Origin of the sequence: Ideonella flava (assembly GCF_051857595.1) — a bacterium.
Classification (GTDB): Bacteria; Pseudomonadota; Gammaproteobacteria; order Burkholderiales; family Burkholderiaceae_C; genus Ideonella.
The window spans coordinates 610798-631361 of the sequence record NZ_JBPZHD010000001.1; the positions used below are offsets into that span (position 1 = coordinate 610798).

A 20564-nucleotide genomic window follows, 5' to 3' on the forward strand; every position below is an offset into this window, starting at 1 on the left:
ACAGCCTCCATCACAGCGAGAACGCATAGCGGGCCTCAAGCTTCAGCTCGCCTTTGGGCATGAGCGGCATCGTGACGCTGACCTGCTGCGGCCCCACCAAGCTCTTGGTACTGGCATGGACGGTATAGGTCCCCGCGCACTCGATGACGATCTTGCCGTCGGACAGGGTGATGCGGCTGCCGTGGCTGTTGGCGATGACGATGCGCTTGGCGGCCTGGAACTTGATCGGGCCGGTGGCGGATTGCAGGGTGAGGTCCTGCTGGGCGGCCAGTTGCAGCGTGCCGGCCTGGGCTTGCAGGCTCAGGTCGCCCGAGCCGGCGATCATCGTCAGGCCCGTTCCCTTGGGTGATGCCTCCGCAACCCCGGGCTCGATGGCGCCGGCGACGATGCCGATGGCCTGGCCGGTGTGGATGCGGGCGGCGCCGCCAGCGGCGATGTCGGTGCGGCCGCCGCTGGCCAGGCTCACCACGTCGCCGGCGGCTATCGCAATGTCCTGCGCAGCGGTGGCGACGAGGCCCGCGCGGGCGGCCACGCTCAAGGCCGGATCGCCAGGGTGCGGGAGCTTGCTTGGGCCGACGCTCGTCAACCGGCTCGCTGCATCGGCCAACGCCTTGTCCGCACTCGCATCGGCCATGCCGCTGGCGTTGGTGAGCCAGGCTTGTGCCGGCGCTTGGGCTTCATTGGCCACGCTGGCATTCGCGCCCGTGGAGCCTTCATGCGCGGCCAGGCGCACGCCCTGGTGCGTGCCGGCCGCCTGGCTGAAGGTCTGCGCGAGCTGGGTGTACTGGCGCGCCAATGCGATGTGGGCCGCCTGGTCCAGCGCCGGCTCCGTCGGGTTGGCGGCGTAGGTGGACAGCAACACGCCGCGCGCCCCGCGCAAGGCACCGTACGCATCCGTGCGCAGCTCGAACCCCAGGCCGCGGAAGCTGCCGCGGTGGTTGTCCGCCTGGTGCACCAGGTGGCCCATGTTCAGCTGGGTGGCGTGCTGGGTGGTGGCCAGTTGCACGCGCGACTGGCCGTCGGTGTCGTCGAAGACGAGCTGGTTGAAGCCCGCGCCGCCGAACTCCTGTGTCTTGAGGCCCGACAGCGCCGCGGCGTTGGCCTGGCCGCCGGCTTGCAGCGATTGCGGCGCGCCGCCGTGCCAGGCCGGGCTGTGGCCGGCGGTCAGGTTGCCCTGACCCGCCGGACGGTGGTCCGCGCTCATGCCGAACACGCTGGTGTCGGCCTCCGCCGGCTTGCCGCCGGGAGTGGCCGGCACACCGCCTTCGCCGCGGCCGTTGTAGAGGCTGCACAGCACGACCGGGCGCTCGGCGTCGTCGTTCAGAAAGCCCACCACCACCTCGTGGCCGATGCGCGGTATCCACTGCGAACTCAGCCCCGGGCCGGCGATGGGTTGCAGCACCCGCACCCAGGTGCTGGCCAGGCTCGCGTCGGGGTCGTTGTCCGGATGGCCCTGGAACTCGAAGCGCACGCGGACGCGGCCCAGGCGGTCCATGTGCAGCTCATCCGCGCCTTGCGGCTTGGTTCGGCCATCGGGGCCGACCACGGTGGCCAACAGCGGCCCGGGCACGCGCGGGCGCGGGGCCAGGCGGCCGGCCGGTGCGCCGGGCAGCAGCGGTCTCCACGGGGTGTCGGCGTCGATCGCATCGAAGCGGTTGGCGTAGCCGCGCTGCGCAGCCTGGCGCTTCAGCTCGGCATCGACGCCAGGCAGCTCGGCCAGCAGCTCCACGCCGGGGCGCAGCAGCGGATCAGCGCCGCTTTCCGGCTGCAGGGCGGTGGGCAGGTTGTTGATGCCGACGTGGGTGATGTCGACGAGCAGGTAGCGCCGCTGCGGGGAGGCCAGGCTTGCGGGCAGCGCCGCCGCCAGGCCCCCGAGCTCATCCATCGGCGTGCCGTTCAGGTGGAAGAACGAGCCGGCACTGAAGCTGCGCACCACGCCGCGACCGGTGAAGACCCAGCGGCGGCACTCCATGGCTTGCTGCGCCAGCGTCAAGGCCTGCTCCGCAGATGCTGCGTCGGGCCAGGCGTAGGCGCCGGCGTACGCGAAGGTCTCCACCGTCGGTGCGCGGGCGCCGCCCACCGCGGCCAGCGTCGGCACGCTGGCCGCGGTGAGCTGGCTGGACTTGTAGTCGGCGGTGACGGCGCTCAGGGTGTCGGCGCTCCAGCGGGACATGGCGTCGAAGGCCTGCAGGGTGTCCTGCTCTTCCACCGGCGCCTCGCGGTGGTAGCGCAGGCCCGCACCGCCAGCCAAGGAAGCAGAAGCCAAATCCTCCGGGCAGCCCTCGACGCTGGTGGTGTCGGCCAGGATCACCAGGATGGCCGGCTCGTCGGGGCCGGTCTCCTCGAAGCGGTACGTCAGGCCCGCGTCGGCCAACATCCGCTGGAAGAACTCCAGCCGCGTCTCGCGGTACTGCACGCAGTAGCTGAGCAGACCGCCCTGCGGCTGGTCGGCCAGGTGCTGCAAGGCACACGGGCTCCAGCGCCAGCGGCCGTGGCGCGCGTAGTGGCCGAGCAGGCCGTCGATGATCTGGACACGCGTCTTCTCCTGCCAGACGTCGCTGCGCAGGTCGTAGGCCAGCAGGCCCAGCCAGGGCATCACGGTCAGCCGCAGGCGGGTCAGGCGCAGCGAGCCGAGCGAGGCACTGGCCTCGTCGGTGGCAGCGGCCTGCTCGACCAGGCCGGTGCGCCGGTGTTCGCTGCCGTCGGCCAGCGTGGTGACGAGGGTGACGCGCTGCCAGCGCAGGGCCGGCAGCCGCACCTGCGGGGGTTCTGCCAGGCCACTGATCACCATCCGCCACGGCTGGTGCAAGGCCTCGTGCAGGGTGAAGGCCTCGACGTGGAACTGGCCGACATCACCCGAGCCTTCGAGGCGGTACAGGCGGCGCTCGCTCGACAGGCCGCCCAGGAACGACGTCACGTCATCCAGGTTCATTCTTATGCTCTCCCGTTCCGGCGCGCATGCCACCGAAGTGCCGGATTATGTGAGGCATATGTAAGAACCAGGTAACGGCGGCCTGGCTAGAGTTCCCCCGGGAGGGGGATGGCAAGACCGCCCGCTCAGCCGCCCGTGGCCCCGCCTTGCATCAGTCCAGACTGATGTTCTTGCGGCGGACCAGCTCGGCGTAGGTGCGGGACTTCGCCGTCGCCTGGCGCTCGATCTCCTCCGGCGACCAGCCCAGGCTCTCGAAGGCGAAGGTGTCGAAGCGCGCCTTGATGTCCGGCTCCGACAGGGCCAGCTGCACGTCGGCGTTGATGCGCGTGCGCACCGCCGCCGGCAACCCGCGCGGAGCGACCAGCACGACGAAGGAGTTCACCTCCAGCCCGGCGGGGCCGCCGGCCTCGGCCACCGTCGGCACCTCGGGCATCTGCGGCAGGCGCTTGGCTGCGGCCACCGCGAGGTAGCGCAGCTTGCCCGCCTTGTACGCGCCCTGGCTCGACGGGATGGAGCCGAAGCTCCAGTCCACGTCGCCGCCGCCCACCGAGGTGAACAGCTGCGAAACCTCGCGGTAGGGCACATGCTGCATCGTCGCACCGGTGAGCACCTCGACCTGCTCGCCGCCCAGGTGGCCGGGGCTGCCGACCCCCCAGGAGCCGTAGCTCAGCTTGTCCGGCTGGGCCTTGGCCGCGGCGATGAGATCGCCCATGGTCTTGAACTTCGAGTCGGCTCCCACCGCCACCAGGAAGGGCGTGCGGAAAAGAGCCGCCACCGGCTCGAAGGTCTTGAGCGTCTCGAAGCCGCGGGCCTTGTACAGATGCGGCAGGGCGGCCAGGTGCTCGCTGTCGACCTGCAGCAGCGTGTAGCCGTCGGCCGGTGCGCGCTTGGTGGCGTCGATGGCGATGAAGCCCCCGCCGCCCGGCCGGTTCTCGACCAGCACGCGCTGGTCCCAGCGTTTGCCGAGCTTCTCGGCGACGAGTCGCAGGACGGCGTCCGGCCCGCTGCCCGGGGCAAAGGCGGTGACGAGCGTCACCGGTTTGTTGGGAAAGGCATCGCCGGCGGCATGTGCAGCGGGCATCAGCAGGGCCGCGGCGAGTGCGATGGATGAATGCTTCATGGACTTTGTCTCCTCTCGTTCCTGGGCAGGCGCGATCAGCCCGCCTCGGCGATCTGCAGGCGGATCTCGCCGATGCCCTCGATGTGGCCATCTATGCGGTCACCCGGGACCACCGGCCCTACACCTTCAGGGGTGCCAGTGAAGATGAGGTCACCGGGCTGCAGGTGGTAGAAGCGCGAGAGGTCCGCGATCAGCTCGCGGACGTTCCAGATCAGCCGAGACACGTCGGACTGCTGCCGCACCTGGCCGTTCACGCTCATCGACAGGGCACCGTGCTCCAGCACGACGCCCGGCATGGGCACGATCTCGGACACGATGGACGATTGCTCTACGTCCTTGCCCGTGTCCCAAGGCCGGCCCTTGTCTCGCGCCGCCAACTGCAGGTCGCGGCGCGTCATGTCCAGGCCGCAGGCGTAGCCGTAGACGAGGCGGTGGGCGTCGGCCTCGCTGACGCCAAATCCCGCCGCGCCTATCACCAGCACCAGCTCCATCTCGTGATGGAAGCTGGAGGTCTCGCTCGGGTAGGCGATGGTGGCGCCGGATTCGACCAGCGTCGTCGGCGACTTGGTGAAGTAGAACGGGCGCTCGCTCGCCTTGTCCACCGGCTTGCCCATCTCGGCGGCATGCGCGTGGTAATTGCGGCCGACGAAGAACAGGCGGTTCACGGGCGCTCGCGCCGCGAGTCTTCGCACCGGCAGGGAGGGAACGGGCGGCGGGGCCCAGACGAAAGTGGTGTCGTTCAAGAAGGGTTCTCCAGAGGGGATGGAAAGGGTTCAGCCGCGGTCTTCGTAGAGGCCGAGCTTGCGGTGCAGGGGCGATTCGTCGGCGATGAAGACGAAGGCGGGCGCGGTGGCCGAGCGATTCGACAACTGCACCGCGGTGTAGCCGGGAGCGCAACAGGTATCGGCCTCGGCCAGGGCAAAGCGCTGGTCCTCGACCTGCACCTCGACGGCGCCTTCGATGAGGTGGAAGACCTGCGCCGGCGAACGTGCCGCCAGCCGCAGTTGCTGGCCGGGCCGCAGCATCAGGGCGGAGAAGCCGAGGATGTTCTGCGCCGGCTCGCCCGTCTCCGGGTGGACGTAGGCGAGCTGGATGACCTCGCGATGCGGCTCGGCCTGCGCTTGCGCGAGCAGGGCTGCACGTGCCTCTTCCCAGGGGTAGCGCAGGAGCGGGTAACCGGCGGAGCAGGCGCGTTCGAACATCGGTGTCGGCCGCAGCCCGGCCTGCGGATCGGGCGGGATGGCGAACTCGCGCAGCGCCTGGCGCGGCCCATCCACGTGGTACGAGGCCTCGAGGTAGTGCACCAGCGGCAGGTCCAGCACGTCGAGCCACACCACCGGCTGGTCGCCGTCGTGGCCATGCTCGTGCCACAGGCCGGTGGGCGTGAGGATCAGGTCGCCGCGTTGCATGGGGCACTTGCGGCCGTCCACCGTGGTGTAGGCGCCCTCGCCTTCCACCACCATGCGAACGGCGTTCGGCGTGTGGCGATGAGCCGGCGCCCATTCGCCTGGCAGCAGCAGCTGCATGCCGAGGTAGATCGCGGCGCTGGCCTGCATGCGCTCCAGCCCGTGGCCGGGGTTGGCCAGCACCAGCACGCGGCGCTCGGCCTTCTCGATCGGGGTCAGCTCGCCGGCCTGCAGCAGCAGCGGGCGAAGGCCTTCGTACGACCAGTGGGTGGCGCGCGTGGCGGGCCGGGGCTTGTCAGGCGGCAGCAGCGCGCGCAGGCTGGGCCACAGCGGGACGAGGTTCTGCCGGGCCAGGGCCTGCACATAGTCCGGCGGCAGGTCCTCGAGGCGGCCGAGGGTGGTCGTCATGTTCGTCTCCTTCGTGATTTCAGTCGGCCAGGCAGGTGTCGGCCGTCCAGCCGTAGAGCCATTCCATGGCGTCGTAGAAGCGCTCTGGGGAACGGCCCTTCCACAGCTCGTTGCGCACCAGCCGCTCGACGCCCTTGGCGTGGAAGATGCGCCCCATCTCACGGGCCGACAGCACCACCCGTGCGGTGCGCGCGATGCGCGAGCGCTCGTAGCGGGCGAAGGCGGGCTGCAGCTCGTTGTCGTGGGCGCGCAGCGCCTCGCCCAGCGTCACCGCGTCCTCCAGCGCCATGCAGGCCCCCTGGGCCAGGTACTGCAGCGTCGGGTGCGCGGCGTCGCCCAGCAGCGTGGCGCGGCCGAAGGTCCATTGGCCTATGGGCTCGCGGTCGGCGGTGGCCCAGCGCTTCCAATCCTTGGGCAGGTCTATCAGCTGGCGGGCCCGGGCGCAGATGCCTTCGAAATAGCTGCGCACTTCCTCGCGGTTGCCTTCGCGCACGCTCCACTCCTCCTTCTCGCGGCTGTGGAAGGTGACGACCACGTTGTACTGCTCACCACCGCGCAACGGGTAGTGGACGAGGTGGCAGTTCGGGCCGACCCAGATGCTCGCGGCGTTCCACTGCAGGTCGGCCGGGAAGTCGCGGCGGTCGATCACCGCTCGGTAGACCACATGGCCGGACACCCGAGGCTCGTCGGCGACGTACTGCCGCCGCACCGCCGACTTGACGCCATCGGCGCCGATCAGCGCCGCGCCACGGTGCGCCTGGCCCTGGGCATCGATGACCGTGACGCCGGCGTCGTCCTGCTCTATGCGCTGGACACACGTGCCGGTGGCCACCTGGATGCGGTCGGTCTGCTGCGCGCCTTCGAGCAGCGACTGGTGCACGTCAGCGCGGTGGATCACCGCATAGGGATTGCCGAAGCGCTGGCGAAATGCCTCGCCGGTGGGGATGCGGCCGACCAGCGTCTCGTCGAGCGCGTCGTGCATCACCATCTCGTCGGTGTAGACGGCCCGGGCCCGTGCCTGCGGCCCCACGCCCAGGGCGTCGAAGGCGGCGAAGGCATTGGGCCCCAGCTGGATGCCGGCGCCGATCTCGCCCAGTTGCGCCGCCTGCTCCAGCACCTTGACGTCGAAGCCCTGCCGCACCAGCGCGAGGGCCGCCGCGATGCCACCGATGCCGCCACCGGCCACCAGGATGGGCAGCTGTCGTCTGTTCGAAGCCATTGCTTGTCTCCTGCTTTCCACTCGATGGGCCGCAGTGTGGGCAAGGGCCTCTATCTCGTAAACGCCATCGTTGATATACGTCAAATTGCGTTTCTTGATAATGTCCGGCCAGGAGGGCCGCCATGGCCAAGCTCGACATCGACTGGCTCAACGTGTTCGTGGAGGTCTACAAGACCCAGAGCGTCTCGCGCGCCGCCGAGCGCCTGGGCATCGCGCAGGCCAACGCCAGCATCGCGCTGGCCAAGCTGAGGCGCCACTTCGGCGACCAGCTGTTCTCACGCACCTCGCGCGGCATGGAGCCCACGCCCTACGCCCGGCAGATCCATCCCGACGTGCTCGCCTCGCTGGAGACGTTGAACCGGCTCGTCGAGGCGCACGGGCCGCGCTTCGATCCAGCCACGGCCGAGCGGCAGTTCCGCATCAGCATGACCGACATCAGCGAGGTCGTCGTGCTGCCCACGCTGGTCAACCGCCTGCGGCGCGTGGCGCCAGGCGTGATCGTCGAGGCCGAGCACATCTCCACCGAAAGCCCGCGGCGGCTCGAATCCGGCGAGATCGACCTGGCGGTGGGCTTCATGCCGCAGCTTGAAGCGGGCTTCTACCAGCAGACGCTGTTCCAGCAGGATTTCGTCTGCCTCGCCGCACGCGACCATCCGCGCATCCGGACGAAGCCGACGCGGCGCGCCTTCCTGGCCGAAGGGCACATCGTCGTGACGACCTCGGGCACCGGCCACGCCATCGTCGAGAAGCTGCTCGCGCAGCAAGGGATGGAGCGGCGCGTCGTGCTGAAGGTGCCGAGTTTCCTGGGGGTGGCGCGGCTGGTCGCGCGGACGGAGCTGCTGGTCATCGTGCCGCGGCGCCTGGGCGACACGCTGGCGCGCCAGGAGGACGTGCGCGTGCTGGAGCCGCCCGTCACCCTCCCCCCATTCGCCGTCAAGCAGCACTGGCACGAGCGCTTCCATGCGGACGCAGGCAACGCGTGGCTCAGGGCCACGCTGGCGGAGCTCTTGCGGGACCGCTGACGAGCTCGGCCTACACCGGCTCGGGACGTCGACCTACACAGGCCTCGCGAGCGCCGGGACAAGCTAATGGCGGGCCGCGACAGCCTGGAGTCCTAAGCCATCATGAGCCAAGCCGACCACGACCACCCCGCCCCACGCGAGCACGTCGACACCCTGGGCCTCATCACGAGCCGCGGCAGCCCGGCCTACGGCGCGCACACGATGCTGCTGCGGGCTTTCGACCGCTTCGCCACGCTGATCACGCGCTGGGCGGGTTCGCCGGCCGCCTTCTGCTTCGCGCTGATCATCGTTCTAGGCTGGGCCCTCGTGGGCCCGCTGTTCGGGTTCTCGGAGGGCTGGCAGCTGGTGATCAACACCGGCACCACCATCGTGACCTTCCTCATGGTGTTCCTCATCCAGCAGAGCCAGAACAAGGACAGCGTGGCAATGCACCTCAAGCTGGATGAGCTGCTGGCCTCCAGCCGCTTCGCCAGCAACCGGATGATCGGTATCGAGGACCTGAACGAGCAGGACTTGCACGAGGTCGCCGCCTTCTACCTCCGCCTGGCCCAGCGGGCCAAGCAGACCGGGCCCCGCAAGGAGGCCCACTCCATCGACGAAGAGGGCCTGCCGACCGACAAGGTCTGACCCGCCGCCCTACCCCATCCTGCCGAGCATCGGGTGCGGCAGGGACGGCGGCGGTTCGCACGGGGCCCGGCGCCCCGCCGCGATGGCCCGTTGAAAAGCCGGCACGGTGACATCCGGGTCTTCGCTCAAACCACGCACCACGCACACGCCGTCCGGGCCACAGGCGGCTGCCAGTTCAGCCTGCTCGGTCGTCAGGATGCCGCCGATGGCCACGACGGGATGGCCCGCCATGCGAGACCACCAGCGCAGGTTGTCCAGCCCTTGCGGAACCCACGGCATGGCCTTGGTCAGCGTCGGCCACACCGGCCCGCAAGCGATGTAGCGCGGGGCCACGGCGCGTGCCCTGGCCAGTTCCCAGAGGCTGTGCGAGCTGATGCCCAGTGCCACCTTGCTGGCGGCCAGCGCTGCGCGGCCGGATTCGCCGAGCTCGAGCAGATCCTCCTGGCCGAGGTGAACCCCGGGTGAACCGAGCTCGACCGCCAGCGCCCAGTGATCGTTGACGAAGAGCTCGGCGCCTGCATCTCGGCAATCGCGCACGCTCGCGGCGATCTGCTCGCGCAGGTCGGTCGTCCCGGCCGAATCGGCCTTGATGCGCAACTGCACCGTTCGCACGCCGGCGGCAAGCACCTCGCGGACGCGGGCGGCGCTTTCCACGATGGCGTACAGGCCGAGCGGCTCGGCGGGCGCCTGGGCTTCGAAGTCCGCGAACACCGGCTCTTCGCCCCATGACAAGCTCGGCATCAGCGAAGGCTCGAGCCCGAAGCCCGGGCGCGCACGCACGGGGCCCGCGCCCTGCCCGGCCGCGCTCGCATGGCGCAGCGCGTGCGATGTCGACATCTTGGCCAGCACCAGCGCATCCGCCGCCACATGGCCCAGCGCCATCGCCGCCGCGGCACTGGTGGCGAAGGTGCAGCCGGTGCCATGGTGGTGCGGGGTAGCGATGCGCGACGCGGCCAGCCAGCCGGCCGCCTGGGGCGTGGCGATCCAGTCGAGGACCCGGCCTTCGAGGTCGGCGCTGTCGCCGCCGGTGATCGCCACCGCCTGGACGCCTCGCTGCTGCAGTGCGCGGGCCAGCGCGGGCGACGCGGTGTGGTCGGCATCGTCGACCGTCTGTCCCAGCAGCCGGGCCGCCTCGCGCCGATTGGGCGACAGCAGCGTCGTGCGAGGCAGCAGCTCGTCACGGTAGGCGGCCAACAAGGCAGCGTCGGCGAAGGTGCGACCGGTGCTGGCACCGAGCACCGGGTCGACGATGAGCGGGACGGGCCCGTGGTCGGCCCGCAGGCGGTCCAACCAGCGGACGAGTACGCGAAGGTTGTCGGCGCTGCCGAGCAGGCCGCACTTGATGGCCGCGGGCGGCATGTCGGCCGCGAGGGCCGCCAGCTGCTCGTCCAGCCATTCGGGCGGTACGGGCCGCACCTGATGGACGGCCACGCTGTTCTGCGAGGTGACGCCAGCGACCACGGGACACAGGTGGACGCCGAACGCTTCAGCGGCGCGCTGGTCGGCGGACAGGCCTGCCCCGCCGCCCGAGTCGGTGCCGGCGATGCTCCAGACGATGGGCAGGTTCATGGCTCTCATCCGATCAGCACCGGCCCGTCGGCGACCGGCGTGCTGGGCACGGCCATGTCCTGCGGTGCCATCACGCCGGCCTCGTAACCCAGCCGCCCCGCGTTGATGGCCTGGGCGAACGCCGCGGCCATCCGCACCGGCTCGCGCGCTTGCGCGACGGCCGAATTCAGCAACACGCCATCGAAGCCCAGCTCCATCGCCCGCGCGGCATGGTGCGGCGCCCCTATGCCCGCATCGACGATCAACGGCACGCCAGGCAGCCGCTCGCGCAGCGTGCGAAGCGCGTAGGGGTTGAGCAGGCCCTGGCCCGAACCAATGGGCGCGCCCCAGGGCATCAGCACTTCGCAACCGGCATCCAGCAGGCGCCGGCAGGCGACCAGGTCGTCGGTGCAGTAGGGGAAGACCTGGAAGCCTTCACGCGAGAGCTGCGCTGCTGCTTCCAGCAGCTCCCACGGGTCCGGCTGCAGCGTGTGCTCGTCGCCGGTGACCTCGAGCTTGATCCAGCGCGTGCCGTACAACTCGCGGGCCATGTGAGCGAGCACCACGGCCTCGCGCGCCGTACGGCAGCCGGCGGTGTTGGGCAGCAGGTGCACGCCGCTCGCCCGCACCATGCCGACGAAGCCGTTGTCGCCGGCCTCGCCCGACAAGGCTCGCTTCAGGCCGACGGTGACCACCTGCGCACCGGCCGAGGCGATGGCTTCGCGCAAGACCTGCGGCGAGGGATAGCCCGCGCTGCCGAGCAGGAACCGGCTCTTCAACGAGGCGCCGTAGACGGCCCACGGCTTCGCTTCGATCGTCATCTCGTCATCCTCCGACGATGGCTTTGAACAGGTTGATGCGGTCGCCGCGCGCCAGCCGATGCTCGCCTCGCCGATCGCGGGCGACGAAACTGCCGTTCAGTGCGGTGGCCACCGCGTCGGGCGGCTCGCCCAGGCGCGCCAGCAACTCGGCCAGGCTCAGGCCTTCTGCCTGGTCGACAGGCACGCCGTTGAGCAGGATGTCGGCGTCATTCGGATCGGTCATGCCAGCTCCATCTCGCGCAGCGCATCGTCGACGAGGGCCGGCGCGATCAGCCAGCCGTGCCGGAACAGGCCGATGATCCGCACCAGGCCGGGCCGGGTCTCGACGTGAGGCTCGTTGTCGGGCAAGGCCGGCCGCAGGTTGCGGTCGAGCCGCAGGACGCGGGCCTCCTGCAGGGCCGGCAGCACGCTGTACGCAGCCGTCATCAGCTCGACCGAGGTCTTCAGCGAGACCTCGCTGCGGTCCTCGCTCTCGATCTCGCTCGCACCGATCACCAGCACGTCGCCGGGCCGAGGTGCGATGTAGATGCGATGGCGCGGATGCAGCAGCCGCAGCGGCCGTGTGAGGCCATGGGCCGGCGCGTGCAGCCACACCGTCTCGCCGCGAACGCCTCGCACGGGCAGGTCGGGCCGCGCCCCCAGGCCCCGGACGTCGAACACCACGTCGTGGCACCGCGTACAGCCGTCGACCACCAGGCGACCGGGCTGCAGGCCTTCGACACCCGCGCCCCAGTGCCACTCCACCGCCGGTGCGCCGTCGAGCAGGGCCCGCATCGTGTGGACGGTGTCGATCTGCCCCTCGCCGGGCAGCAGCCAGGCGTGGGGCACGCCATGCACGGCCGGCTCCAGCTTCGCCAGGTCGGCAGCCGTCAAGGCGACCGGCGCCCGCGCCTCATCGTCCGACGGCAGTCGCGCCAGCATGCGTTGCGCGGTGCCCATGTCGCCGCGGTGGGCCAGGAGCAGGCTGCCGCCATCCCGGAAGTACGGCTCGCCCGGCAACGCGCGCACGATGTCCCGCCACAACGCGATCGACCGCCAGCCGAGATCGGCGACGCGGTCGCTGCCCACGTCTCGCTCCGCCAGCGGGCTCAGCAGCCCGGCCGCGGTGAATGCGGCCGCGCCTTGCCCATCGAAGCACGGTTCTGGGCCTTCGGCGGGATCGAACACCTCGACCCGGCAGCCGCTGCGCGCCAACCGCCAGGCCACGAGCCGCCCGAGCAGGCCGGCGCCCGCGATGCCCACATGCATCCCGGTCACCGCGTCAGGCCTTGTCGGCGTGGTCGGTCTGGATCGGGATGTAGATCTCGCCCCCGGCGGCGCGGAACTCGCCCGACTTGGCCTGCATGCCCCGTCCCAGCGCCTCGGCCTCGTTCACGCCCAGCGTGGCGGCGTAGTCGCGCACCTCCTGCGTGATCTTCATCGAACAGAACTTCGGGCCGCACATCGAGCAGAAGTGCGCCACCTTGCTGCTGTCCTTGGGCAACGTCTCGTCGTGGAAGTCACGGGCGGTGTCCGGATCCAGGCTGAGGTTGAACTGGTCGGTCCAGCGGAACTCGAAGCGGGCCTTGGACAGCGCGTCGTCGCGCGCACGCGAGCCCGGATGGCCCTTGGCCACATCGGCCGCGTGGGCGGCGATCTTGTACGCGATGATCCCCTGCTTGACGTCGTCCCGGTCGGGCAGGCCCAGGTGCTCCTTGGGCGTGACGTAGCACAGCATCGCCGTGCCCATCCAGCCGATCATCGCGGCGCCGATGGCGCTGGCGATGTGGTCGTAGCCGGGCGCTATGTCTATCGTCAACGGGCCCAGCGTGTAGAACGGCGCCTCGTGGCAGTGCTTGAGCTGCTCGTCCATGTTGGACTGGATCATGTGCATCGGCACGTGGCCCGGGCCTTCGATCATGGTCTGCACGTCGTGCTTCCAGGCCACTTGCGTCAACTCGCCCAGCGTGCGCAGCTCGGCGAACTGGGCTTCGTCGTTCGCATCGGAGGCGCAGCCAGGACGCAGGCCATCGCCCAGCGAGAAGCTCACGTCGTACGCCTTCATGATCTCGCAGATCTCTTCGAAGTGCGTGTAGAGGAAGCTCTCCTGGTGGTGCGCGATGCACCACTTGGCCATGATGGAGCCGCCGCGCGAGACGATGCCGGTGACGCGGTCCGCCGTGAGGTGGATGAAGGGCAGCCGCACGCCGGCATGGATGGTGAAGTAGTCCACCCCCTGCTCGGCCTGCTCGATCAGCGTGTCGCGGAAGATGGTCCAGGTCAGGTCCTCGGCGACGCCGCCCACCTTCTCCAGCGCCTGGTAGATCGGGACCGTGCCGATGGGCACCGGCGAGTTGCGCACGATCCAGTCGCGCGTCGTGTGGATGTGGCGGCCGGTGGAAAGATCCATCACCGTGTCCGCACCCCAGCGGATGGACCACACGAGCTTCTCGACCTCCTCCTCGATGCTGGAGGTGACGGCCGAGTTGCCAATGTTGGCGTTGATCTTGACCAGGAAATTGCGCCCGATCGCCATCGGCTCGATTTCCGGGTGGTTGATGTTGGCCGGGATGATGGCCCGGCCGCGCGCCACCTCGTCGCGCACGAACTCGGGCGTGATGAGGCCGCGCGGCAGCACGGCGCCCATTGGATTGCCGGCACGGCGCTGCTCGCGTTTGGCGTCGCCCAGGTAGCTGGCCATCCACTCGCGGCGCCCGTTCTCGCGCAGGGCGACGTACTCCATCTCGGGGGTCACGATGCCGCGCCTGGCGTAGTGCATCTGGGTGACGTTGGACCCGCTCTTCGCGCGGCGGGGTGCTCGCTGCAGTGCTGCAGCTTCGGCGCGCAGGGCGGCGAGGCTGTCGGCAACCCGCTCGGCGTTGCGGGCGCCGTCGTCGAGCGCCTGGGGCGCGCGGCCGTCGTAGGGTTCGGTGTCGCCACGCTCGGCGATCCACCCGCTGCGCAAGCCGGGCAGTCCACGGCGCACGTCGATGGCCACGGACGGGTCGGTGTACGGACCCGAGGTGTCGTACAGCGTCACCGTCTCGCCGTTGGTGAGGCTCACCTCGCGCACCGGCACGCGCAAGTCTGCACGCGAACCGGTGAGGTGGATCTTGCGGGAGGCGGGAAACGGCGCGCGCGTCAGCGACAGCAGCTCGTCGAGTCTTTCAGGGGCGTTCATCGGCGGTCCTTCGCAGCAGGCGGTTTGCTCCGAAGGTCGCCCCGCGACAGGTGCACCGAGAGACGGTGCCCGTGTCCTGAAGGATCGACGGCTCTTCTTACGCCGGTACTAACCGGTTCAAGTTCGCGGGTTCGGATCAACCGTCTCAGCACGCACCATGCATGCACCCCGGAGCAGGGGCGCATTCTCTGCGCCCGGCATTGGCGCTGTCAATGAACCGGCGGCGGATTGACCGGATTTCGACAGCGCGGGCCTGAAACGAAAAACGGCCCCGAAGGGCCGCTTGTCGATGACGAGAAGGCGTTGCCTTGCGTCACTGTTCGGTGGGGTGGCTGATGGGACTCGAACCCACGACAACCAGAATCACAATCTGGGACTCTACCAACTGAGCTACAGCCACCACCGTGAGCCAAAGATTATAGCCTCAGACTCGGGCCCTCCCGCGGGAGTTCACTTGGAGGCGGCGGAAGCCGCTTCGGCCGCCGTCGCTGCGGCCTTGATATCCACCTTGTAGCGGCGCTTGAGGGCATCGTAGTAGGCGGCCCCCTCGGCGGCCGAGAGCGCCTGGGCCACGTAGGGCTGGGCGCGCTCGTTGTCCGGATCATCGGCCGGCCGGTCGACCCGCTTGACCACCTTCGCGGCCACGTAGCCTTCCTTGCCGAGGTCGATGCCGATCACGGCGGGACCCTTGGTGATGTCGGCCCGCAGCACCGCATCGATCACCTGCCGGCCCTGCCCTTCAGGCTTGGTGCGCGACAGTTGCACGGTCTGCGGCAACGCCTCGCTGGCGTTCTGCTTGAGCGCGGCGACGCGGGCTTCGCCATCCTTCTTGGCGGCAGCCGCGGCCTGCTGCGACTTCACCTCGGCCAGCACGCGGTCACGGACCTCGGCCAGCGGCAGGATGCGCTCCGGGTGGTGCTCGACGACGCGGGCCGAGACCAGCTGGTTGGCGCCCGTCTCGACCGCCTCGGTGTTGCGCTTGTTCTTGATCGCATCGGTCGAGAAGATGGCATCCAGGAGCTTGGGGGATGCCAGCGGCCCGGCCGCGCCCGGAGCCGGCGTCCGCTGCACCGTGGCCTGCTGCGGGGCAAGCTTGAGCTTGTCGATCACCGGCTGCAGGCTGTCGGGCTGCTCGTACACCGTGTTGGTGAACTGCTCGGCGGCGGCGGCGAACAGCTCCTGGGCCTTGGGCTTGCTGATGGCTTCGACGATCTCCGGGCGTACCGACTCGAAGCTCTTCTTCTCGCCGCCACGCGCTTCCAGCAGCTTGATGATGTGGTAGCCGAATTCCGACTCCACCAGGTTGCTGATCTCGCCGGGCTTCATCGAGAAGGCCGCGTCCTCGAAGGGCTTGACCATCGCGCCGCGGCCGAAGAAGTCGAGGTCGCCCCCGTTGGCCGCCGAACCCTTGTCATCCGAGTTCTTCTTGGCCAGTTCCGCAAAACCTGCCGGGTTCTTGCGTGCCTCGGCGAGCAGCGCCTCGGCCTTGGCCTTGGCCTTGGCTCGATCGGCCTCGGGCATGTCCTTCGGCGCGTTGACCAGGATGTGCGCGGCGTGGCGTTCCTCGGCCGCGGTGTAGCGGCTGATGTTCTGCTCGTAGTACTTGCGCAGGTCTTCCTCGTTGAGGCTGACCTGCTTCTTCATCGCTTCCAGGTCGAGCACGACATACTCGATGCGGGCTTCCTCGTTGGTGTGGAAGTCGGCCTGGTGCTGCTTGTAGTAGGCCTCCAGGTCCGCGTCGCTGGGGTTGACCTTGGCCAGGTAGTCCTTGGCGTCGAAGCGCTGAAGCTGGACCTCACGGCGTTCCAGCAGGGCGTTCAGGGCAGACCCGAGGGCCGTCTTGCCGGCGACCAGCGAGCCGCTGACGCCTTGCGTCACCTGCCGCGTGGCGAGGTCGTCGCGCAACTGCTCGGCGAACATGGCCGAGCTCATGCCGCGCGCGGCCAGGAATTCCTTGTTGACGCTGCCGTCGGGCAGGCGGATCGACGCGAACTGCGGATCGGTCGCGAAGATGTGCTGCAGCCTGTCGTTGGTGATGACCAGGTTCTCCTTCACCGCTGCGGTTCGCATCACCCGGTCCTTGATGAGCTCATCGAGCGTGCGCCGCCTCATCTCCGGCGTGTCGAACAGCTTGACGTCCACGCCTGGCATCTGCTGGCGCATGCGCTCGACCTGCTGGCGGTGGGCCTGGTCGAGCTCGGACTGCTTGATGTCGCCGCCGGCCACCTTGGCCACGGTGGCATTGCTCGGATCGGTGAACCGCGAGTAGCCCTGGATCCCGAACACCACGAAGGACGGGAAGATCAGCAGCACCAGGATGAACTGCAGCAGCTTGGTGTGCTTACGGACGAAATCAAACATGGGAATGAGCCTCGAAGAGCGGCGCCGCGGACATAGAAACGGAAAAGGCGAACCGGGGTTCGCCTTGGTCATCGCTTGCGCACGCCGCGCGGGATTCTAATCAATGCCCGCCCTGTGGCCTGCGGGTTGCCGGCCGAGGCCGGCGGTGGTGGGTGCTGAGGGGCTCGAACCCCCGACCTACGCCTTGTAAGGGCGCCGCTCTACCAACTGAGCTAAGCACCCGGGTATCAGTTCAACGCATCCTTCAGGCCCTTGCCGGGACGGAACTTCGGCACCTTGGCCGACTTGATCTTGATCGCCGCGCCGGTGCGCGGGTTGCGGCCGGTGCGGGCCGCGCGCTTGGTGACGGCGAAGGTGCCGAAACCGACGATCGATACGCTGCCACCCTTCTTCAGCGTGACTTTCACCCCACCGATCACGGCCTCCAGTGCCCGCGTGGCCGCTGCCTTGGAAATATCGGCCTGGCGCGCAATGTGTTCGATCAACTCGGCCTTGTTCACGTGGGTACCCCTCTCTCTCGGCGCTTTCGCGGTGGTTCTGCGGTGTTGTTGCAGTGGTGACTTCTAAGCGGCTTGCGACGACTGCTGAACGCCCGTTTTTCGAGGGCGAAAATTCATTACAGCCTTGGGCCTTGGCGGTGTCAAGCACGCGGGCGGATTCTATGTGTAAACCCCGAGATGACCGGGTGGCGGAGCCGCCGCGCAGCGTGAAGCGCGTCTCGAGATTCGCGCCAACTAGCGGGCCTTCGCGCGAATTTCCGGCAGGGCTTTTTGCAGGTAGTAGACCATCGACCAGATGGTCAGCACGGTGGCCAGGATGATGAGCCAGGTGCCCCACAGATGCGTATCGATCAAGCCGAAAAGGCGGCCATCGAACAACAGGAAAGGGATGGCGACCAACTGCAGCGTGGTCTTGAGCTTGCCCAGCATGTGGACCGCCACGCTGCGCGATGCGCCGATCTGGGCCATCCATTCACGCAGCGAAGAAATGGCGATCTCCCGTCCGATGATGACCAGCGCGATCAGCACGTCGACCCGGTGCAGATGCACCAGGACCAGCAGCGAAGCGCAGACGAGGAACTTGTCGGCCACCGGATCGAGGAAGGCTCCGAAGGCCGAGGTCTGATTGAGCTTGCGCGCGAGGTAGCCGTCGAGCCAGTCGGTCAGGGCGAAGGCCACGAACATCACCGTTGCCACGAGATTGCGCGTCCCGTCCTGCAGCGGCAGGTAGAACACCGCGACGATCAACGGGATCGCCACGATGCGGGCCCAGGTCAGCAGCGTCGGGACGGTGAAGAACATGATGGGGCGCATTCTGCCCGCGAATGCGCGCGGGCCCGGCCTGGCGCGCTAGCGGTCCAGCGTGACCGGCTTGAACTTGCGGTCTTCGTCGAAGAGAAATGTCTCGACGTACTTCCAGGGCTTGGGCAGGCGTGAGACATCGCCGAAGGGCGCCGCGCGCCGCACCGCGTCGATCGCGATCTGCGTCGTGTCCTTGGCCTGGCTGGGATAGCGCATGACGTCGATGCGGGCGATGCTGCCGTCCGCATGCAACTCGACCGACAGCACGGGGATCGCGAGCAGGGGCTCGGGCACCCGGCCGGTATACGTGATGGTCGGGTTGGCATCGACGAGGCGCTGCGCCGCGCGCAGCCGGAACTCGTCCCAGTTGCGTGCGGCTCCGGGAGCGGGCGTCACCGGCCGCGTGGCGGCGGGGGGCAAAGGCCGGGCGGGCGGTGGCGCGGGGACGGCAGGCGCCGGCTCGCGGGTGGCGCAGCCGGCGATCCAGCCGGCAGGCAGCACCATCGCGCACAGAAGCGCGATGCCGGCCCAGGGTGTGGCGCGGGTCGAGGCGGGCGTGCCCCTGGCGCTGGTGTCGTCCTTGTTCTCGTCAATGCAACGCACGATAGATGTCCTCTGCCAATTCCTTCGAGATGCCTTCCACGGTGGCCAGGTCATCAACGCTCGCCGCGGTCACGCCGCGGACACCACCGAAGCGCTGCAGCAGTTTCGCGCGCTTTTTTGGTCCGACGCCGGCGATGTCCTCGAGCCGGCTGCCGCCGGTGCGAACACTGGCACGCTTGGCGCGCATGCCGGTGATGGCGAAGCGGTGCGCCTCGTCGCGGATCTGCGCGATGAGCATCAGCGCGGCGGAGTCGGGCGGCAGCGAAAGCTTGTCGCGGCCATCGGCGAAGACGAGCTCCTCGAGACCGACCTTGCGTCCCTCGCCCTTTTCGACACCGGCGATCAGCGACAGGTCCAGGCCGAGCTCGCCGAAGACCTCACGGGCCATCGCGACCTGCCCTCGCCCGCCGTCGACCAGCACCAGGTCCGGCAGCCTCGCCTTGGCCCCGGGCACTGTCGGCTGCGGCCCCTCGGCGCTGGCGAGCTCTGCCAACTTGGCATAGCGCCGGGTGAGCACCTGCTTCATCGCGGCGTAGTCGTCGCCGCCGGTCACGCCCTCGATGTTGAATCGCCGGTACTGCGCGTTCTGCATGCGATGGTTTTCATAGACCACGCAGCTTGCCTGGGTAGCCTCGCCGGCCGTGTGGCTGATGTCGAAACATTCGACACGGAATGTGTCGAGATCGTCGATGGCGAGGTCCAGCGCATCGACCATCGCCCGCGTGCGTTCCCGTTGCGAGCCCTCCTCGGAGAGCAGACGTGCCAGTGCCAGCTCGCAACCCTTCACCGCCATGTCCAGCCAGATCCGCCGCTGCTCGCGGGGCTGGTGCTGGGCGACGATCTTCACCCCCGTCTGCACACACAGTGCGGACAGCAGTTCCCTGTCCACTGGGTGGCTCAGGACCAGCAGCGGCGGCGGCGGGCTGTGGAGATAGTGCTGCGCCATGAAGGCCTGCATCACCTGCTGTTCGGCGTTCCACAGCCGCTGATCGGCCGTCAAGGGTTCGTGCGCCGGCGCCGGTTCGCCTTCGTCCAAGGCCGTCGACTCTTCGGCGGCCAGGGCGGTCGCATCATCGACATGGGCCGGGAAGAAGGCCCGGTCGCCGAGGTGGCGCCCGCCCCGCACCATCGCCAGGTTCACGCAGGCGCGGCCGCCAGCGACCTTGACCGCCAGGATGTCGACATCCTTGCCGGCGCCCGACAGGCTGCTCTCGTCGACGGACTGCTGGTGCAGCACGCGCGCCAGCGCCGAGATACGGTTGCGCAGTTCGGCGGCACGCTCGAACTCCAGCACCTCGGAGTGGGCCATCATCTGGCCCTGCAGTTCGTCGATCACCTGCTGCTGCTCGCCCAGCAGGAATCGTTCGGTGTCGCGCACGTCGCGCGCGTAGTCCTCGGCCGAGATGAAGCCGACGCAAGGGCCGGAACAGCGATGGATCTGGTACAGCAGGCAGGGCCTGGACCGGTTGGCGAAGACCGTGTCCTCGCACGTACGCAGGCGAAACACCTTCTGGATCAGCTGGATCGTCTCCTTCACGGCCCATGCGCCCGGGTACGGCCCGAAATACCGGTGCTTGCGATCGACCGAGCCGCGGTAGTAGGCGACACGCGGGAAGCGGTGGGTGACCAGCTTCAGGTAGGGGTAGCTCTTGTCGTCGCGGAAGAGGATGTTGAACCGCGGGTTCAAGGCCTTGATGAGGTTGTTCTCGAGCAGCAGTGCCTCGGCTTCCGTGCGAACGACGGTCGTCTCGAGTCGCGCGATGCGCGAAACCATCACCCCGATGCGCGTGCCGCCCAGGTCCTTGTGGAAGTAGCTGGAGACACGCTTCCTGAGGTCGCGCGCCTTGCCCACGTAGAGCACCTGCCCCTGGGCGTCGAAGTAGCGATAGACGCCCGGCAGCCCGGGCAAGGCGGCGACTTCGGCCAGCAGCCGCTCACGGGCGGCGGCAGAAGATTCGGGCTCGGGCCGGTCGGGCTCGGCCGGCGGGACAGGCAGATCAGGGTCGGACATCGGGGGGCGATTGTGCAGCGTGCCG

Annotated in this window: 17 protein-coding genes, 2 tRNA genes and 1 riboswitch; of the genes, 2 read left to right on the forward strand and 17 right to left on the reverse strand. The window is 69.1% G+C overall.

From position 1 onward, the window contains the following. Positions 1-10 precede the first annotated feature (10 nt). The 5 genes from ACS5PM_RS02710 to ACS5PM_RS02730 all read right to left on the reverse strand — a co-directional run bounded on the left by ACS5PM_RS02710 (position 11) and on the right by ACS5PM_RS02730 (position 7085). Positions 11-2932: a type VI secretion system Vgr family protein gene (locus tag ACS5PM_RS02710; protein ID WP_439385150.1), complete on the reverse strand. Its 2922-nt coding sequence runs from the start codon at positions 2930-2932 to the stop codon at positions 11-13. A 151-nt stretch (positions 2933-3083) separates the two neighbouring features. Beyond that, the gene (locus ACS5PM_RS02715; RefSeq protein ID WP_439385609.1) at positions 3084-4013 is read right to left on the reverse strand and encodes a Bug family tripartite tricarboxylate transporter substrate binding protein; all 930 of its coding nucleotides are present in this window, start codon (positions 4011-4013) and stop codon (positions 3084-3086) included. A gap of 74 nt (positions 4014-4087) precedes the next feature. After that, the gene (locus tag ACS5PM_RS02720) at positions 4088-4795 is read right to left on the reverse strand and encodes a fumarylacetoacetate hydrolase family protein (RefSeq protein WP_439385152.1); all 708 of its coding nucleotides are present in this window, start codon (positions 4793-4795) and stop codon (positions 4088-4090) included. Between the two features lie 30 nt (positions 4796-4825). Beyond that, entirely contained in the window at positions 4826-5866 is a 1041-nt protein-coding gene (locus ACS5PM_RS02725) for a cupin domain-containing protein (protein WP_439385154.1), read from the reverse strand. A 19-nt stretch (positions 5867-5885) separates the two neighbouring features. Continuing rightward, positions 5886-7085, reverse strand: coding sequence for a 3-hydroxybenzoate 6-monooxygenase (locus ACS5PM_RS02730; RefSeq protein WP_439385156.1), 1200 nt, complete (start codon positions 7083-7085; stop codon positions 5886-5888). A gap of 122 nt (positions 7086-7207) precedes the next feature. Between ACS5PM_RS02730 and ACS5PM_RS02735 the strand changes: the two genes are divergently transcribed. Further along, positions 7208-8107, forward strand: a complete 900-nt coding sequence (locus ACS5PM_RS02735) for a LysR family transcriptional regulator (RefSeq protein ID WP_439385158.1) — start codon at positions 7208-7210, stop codon at positions 8105-8107. A gap of 102 nt (positions 8108-8209) precedes the next feature. Further along, on the forward strand, positions 8210-8734 hold the full coding sequence (locus tag ACS5PM_RS02740) for a low affinity iron permease family protein (protein ID WP_439385160.1): 525 nt from the start codon (positions 8210-8212) through the stop codon (positions 8732-8734). A 9-nt stretch (positions 8735-8743) separates the two neighbouring features. On the opposite strand, the gene ACS5PM_RS02745 is transcribed toward ACS5PM_RS02740, so the two are convergent. From ACS5PM_RS02745 to uvrC, 12 genes are all read right to left on the reverse strand, one after another. Then, positions 8744-10303: a bifunctional hydroxymethylpyrimidine kinase/phosphomethylpyrimidine kinase gene (locus ACS5PM_RS02745; RefSeq protein WP_439385162.1), complete on the reverse strand. Its 1560-nt coding sequence runs from the start codon at positions 10301-10303 to the stop codon at positions 8744-8746. A 5-nt stretch (positions 10304-10308) separates the two neighbouring features. Next, positions 10309-11103: a thiazole synthase gene (locus ACS5PM_RS02750; protein WP_439385164.1), complete on the reverse strand. Its 795-nt coding sequence runs from the start codon at positions 11101-11103 to the stop codon at positions 10309-10311. A gap of 4 nt (positions 11104-11107) precedes the next feature. After that, on the reverse strand, positions 11108-11326 hold the full coding sequence (thiS, locus tag ACS5PM_RS02755) for a sulfur carrier protein ThiS (RefSeq protein ID WP_439385165.1): 219 nt from the start codon (positions 11324-11326) through the stop codon (positions 11108-11110). Beyond that, positions 11323-12351 (reverse strand): FAD-dependent oxidoreductase, encoded by a 1029-nt coding sequence (locus ACS5PM_RS02760; protein WP_439385612.1) that lies wholly within the window; start codon positions 12349-12351, stop codon positions 11323-11325. The genes thiS and ACS5PM_RS02760 overlap by 4 nt, the downstream gene beginning before the upstream one ends. 13 nt (positions 12352-12364) lie before the next feature. Continuing rightward, positions 12365-14263 carry a phosphomethylpyrimidine synthase ThiC gene (gene thiC, locus ACS5PM_RS02765; protein ID WP_439385167.1) on the reverse strand — a complete coding sequence of 633 codons (1899 nt, stop codon included), beginning with the start codon at positions 14261-14263 and terminating at the stop codon, positions 12365-12367. A gap of 77 nt (positions 14264-14340) precedes the next feature. Beyond that, positions 14341-14444, reverse strand: a riboswitch (TPP riboswitch). A 143-nt stretch (positions 14445-14587) separates the two neighbouring features. Continuing rightward, positions 14588-14663, reverse strand: a tRNA-His gene (locus tag ACS5PM_RS02770). Between the two features lie 50 nt (positions 14664-14713). After that, the gene (locus tag ACS5PM_RS02775) at positions 14714-16696 is read right to left on the reverse strand and encodes a SurA N-terminal domain-containing protein (RefSeq protein ID WP_439385169.1); all 1983 of its coding nucleotides are present in this window, start codon (positions 16694-16696) and stop codon (positions 14714-14716) included. A gap of 74 nt (positions 16697-16770) precedes the next feature. Then, positions 16771-16846 (reverse strand) — tRNA-Val (locus ACS5PM_RS02780). Between the two features lie 5 nt (positions 16847-16851). Further along, positions 16852-17124, reverse strand: a complete 273-nt coding sequence (locus tag ACS5PM_RS02785; RefSeq protein WP_439385171.1) for an HU family DNA-binding protein — start codon at positions 17122-17124, stop codon at positions 16852-16854. Positions 17125-17358: 234 nt separating this feature from the next. Next, on the reverse strand, positions 17359-17925 hold the full coding sequence (gene pgsA / locus ACS5PM_RS02790) for a CDP-diacylglycerol--glycerol-3-phosphate 3-phosphatidyltransferase (protein ID WP_439385174.1): 567 nt from the start codon (positions 17923-17925) through the stop codon (positions 17359-17361). 48 nt (positions 17926-17973) lie between these two features. Continuing rightward, complete coding sequence (locus tag ACS5PM_RS02795; protein WP_439385176.1) at positions 17974-18528, reverse strand: hypothetical protein; 555 nt, start codon at positions 18526-18528, stop codon at positions 17974-17976. After that, on the reverse strand, positions 18515-20539 hold the full coding sequence (uvrC, locus tag ACS5PM_RS02800; RefSeq protein WP_439385178.1) for an excinuclease ABC subunit UvrC: 2025 nt from the start codon (positions 20537-20539) through the stop codon (positions 18515-18517). Before uvrC ends, ACS5PM_RS02795 begins: the two co-directional genes overlap by 14 nt. Positions 20540-20564 lie beyond the last annotated feature (25 nt).

Coding starts and splice junctions, on each gene's coding strand:
- ACS5PM_RS02710 (WP_439385150.1), bottom strand. CDS start 2,932: ATGAACCTGGATGACGTGACGTCGTTCCTGGGCGGCCTGTCGAGCGAG.
- ACS5PM_RS02715 (WP_439385609.1), bottom strand. CDS start 4,013: ATGCCCGCTGCACATGCCGCCGGCGATGCCTTTCCCAACAAACCGGTG.
- ACS5PM_RS02725 (WP_439385154.1), bottom strand. CDS start 5,866: ATGACGACCACCCTCGGCCGCCTCGAGGACCTGCCGCCGGACTATGTG.
- ACS5PM_RS02730 (WP_439385156.1), bottom strand. CDS start 7,085: ATGGCTTCGAACAGACGACAGCTGCCCATCCTGGTGGCCGGTGGCGGC.
- ACS5PM_RS02735 (WP_439385158.1), top strand. CDS start 7,208: ATGGCCAAGCTCGACATCGACTGGCTCAACGTGTTCGTGGAGGTCTAC.
- ACS5PM_RS02740 (WP_439385160.1), top strand. CDS start 8,210: ATGAGCCAAGCCGACCACGACCACCCCGCCCCACGCGAGCACGTCGAC.
- ACS5PM_RS02745 (WP_439385162.1), bottom strand. CDS start 10,303: ATGAACCTGCCCATCGTCTGGAGCATCGCCGGCACCGACTCGGGCGGC.
- ACS5PM_RS02750 (WP_439385164.1), bottom strand. CDS start 11,103: ATGACGATCGAAGCGAAGCCGTGGGCCGTCTACGGCGCCTCGTTGAAG.
- thiS (WP_439385165.1), bottom strand. CDS start 11,326: ATGACCGATCCGAATGACGCCGACATCCTGCTCAACGGCGTGCCTGTC.
- ACS5PM_RS02760 (WP_439385612.1), bottom strand. CDS start 12,351: ATGCATGTGGGCATCGCGGGCGCCGGCCTGCTCGGGCGGCTCGTGGCC.
- thiC (WP_439385167.1), bottom strand. CDS start 14,263: ATGAACGCCCCTGAAAGACTCGACGAGCTGCTGTCGCTGACGCGCGCG.
- ACS5PM_RS02775 (WP_439385169.1), bottom strand. CDS start 16,696: ATGACCAAGGCGAACCCCGGTTCGCCTTTTCCGTTTCTATGTCCGCGG.
- pgsA (WP_439385174.1), bottom strand. CDS start 17,925: ATGTTCTTCACCGTCCCGACGCTGCTGACCTGGGCCCGCATCGTGGCG.
- uvrC (WP_439385178.1), bottom strand. CDS start 20,539: ATGTCCGACCCTGATCTGCCTGTCCCGCCGGCCGAGCCCGACCGGCCC.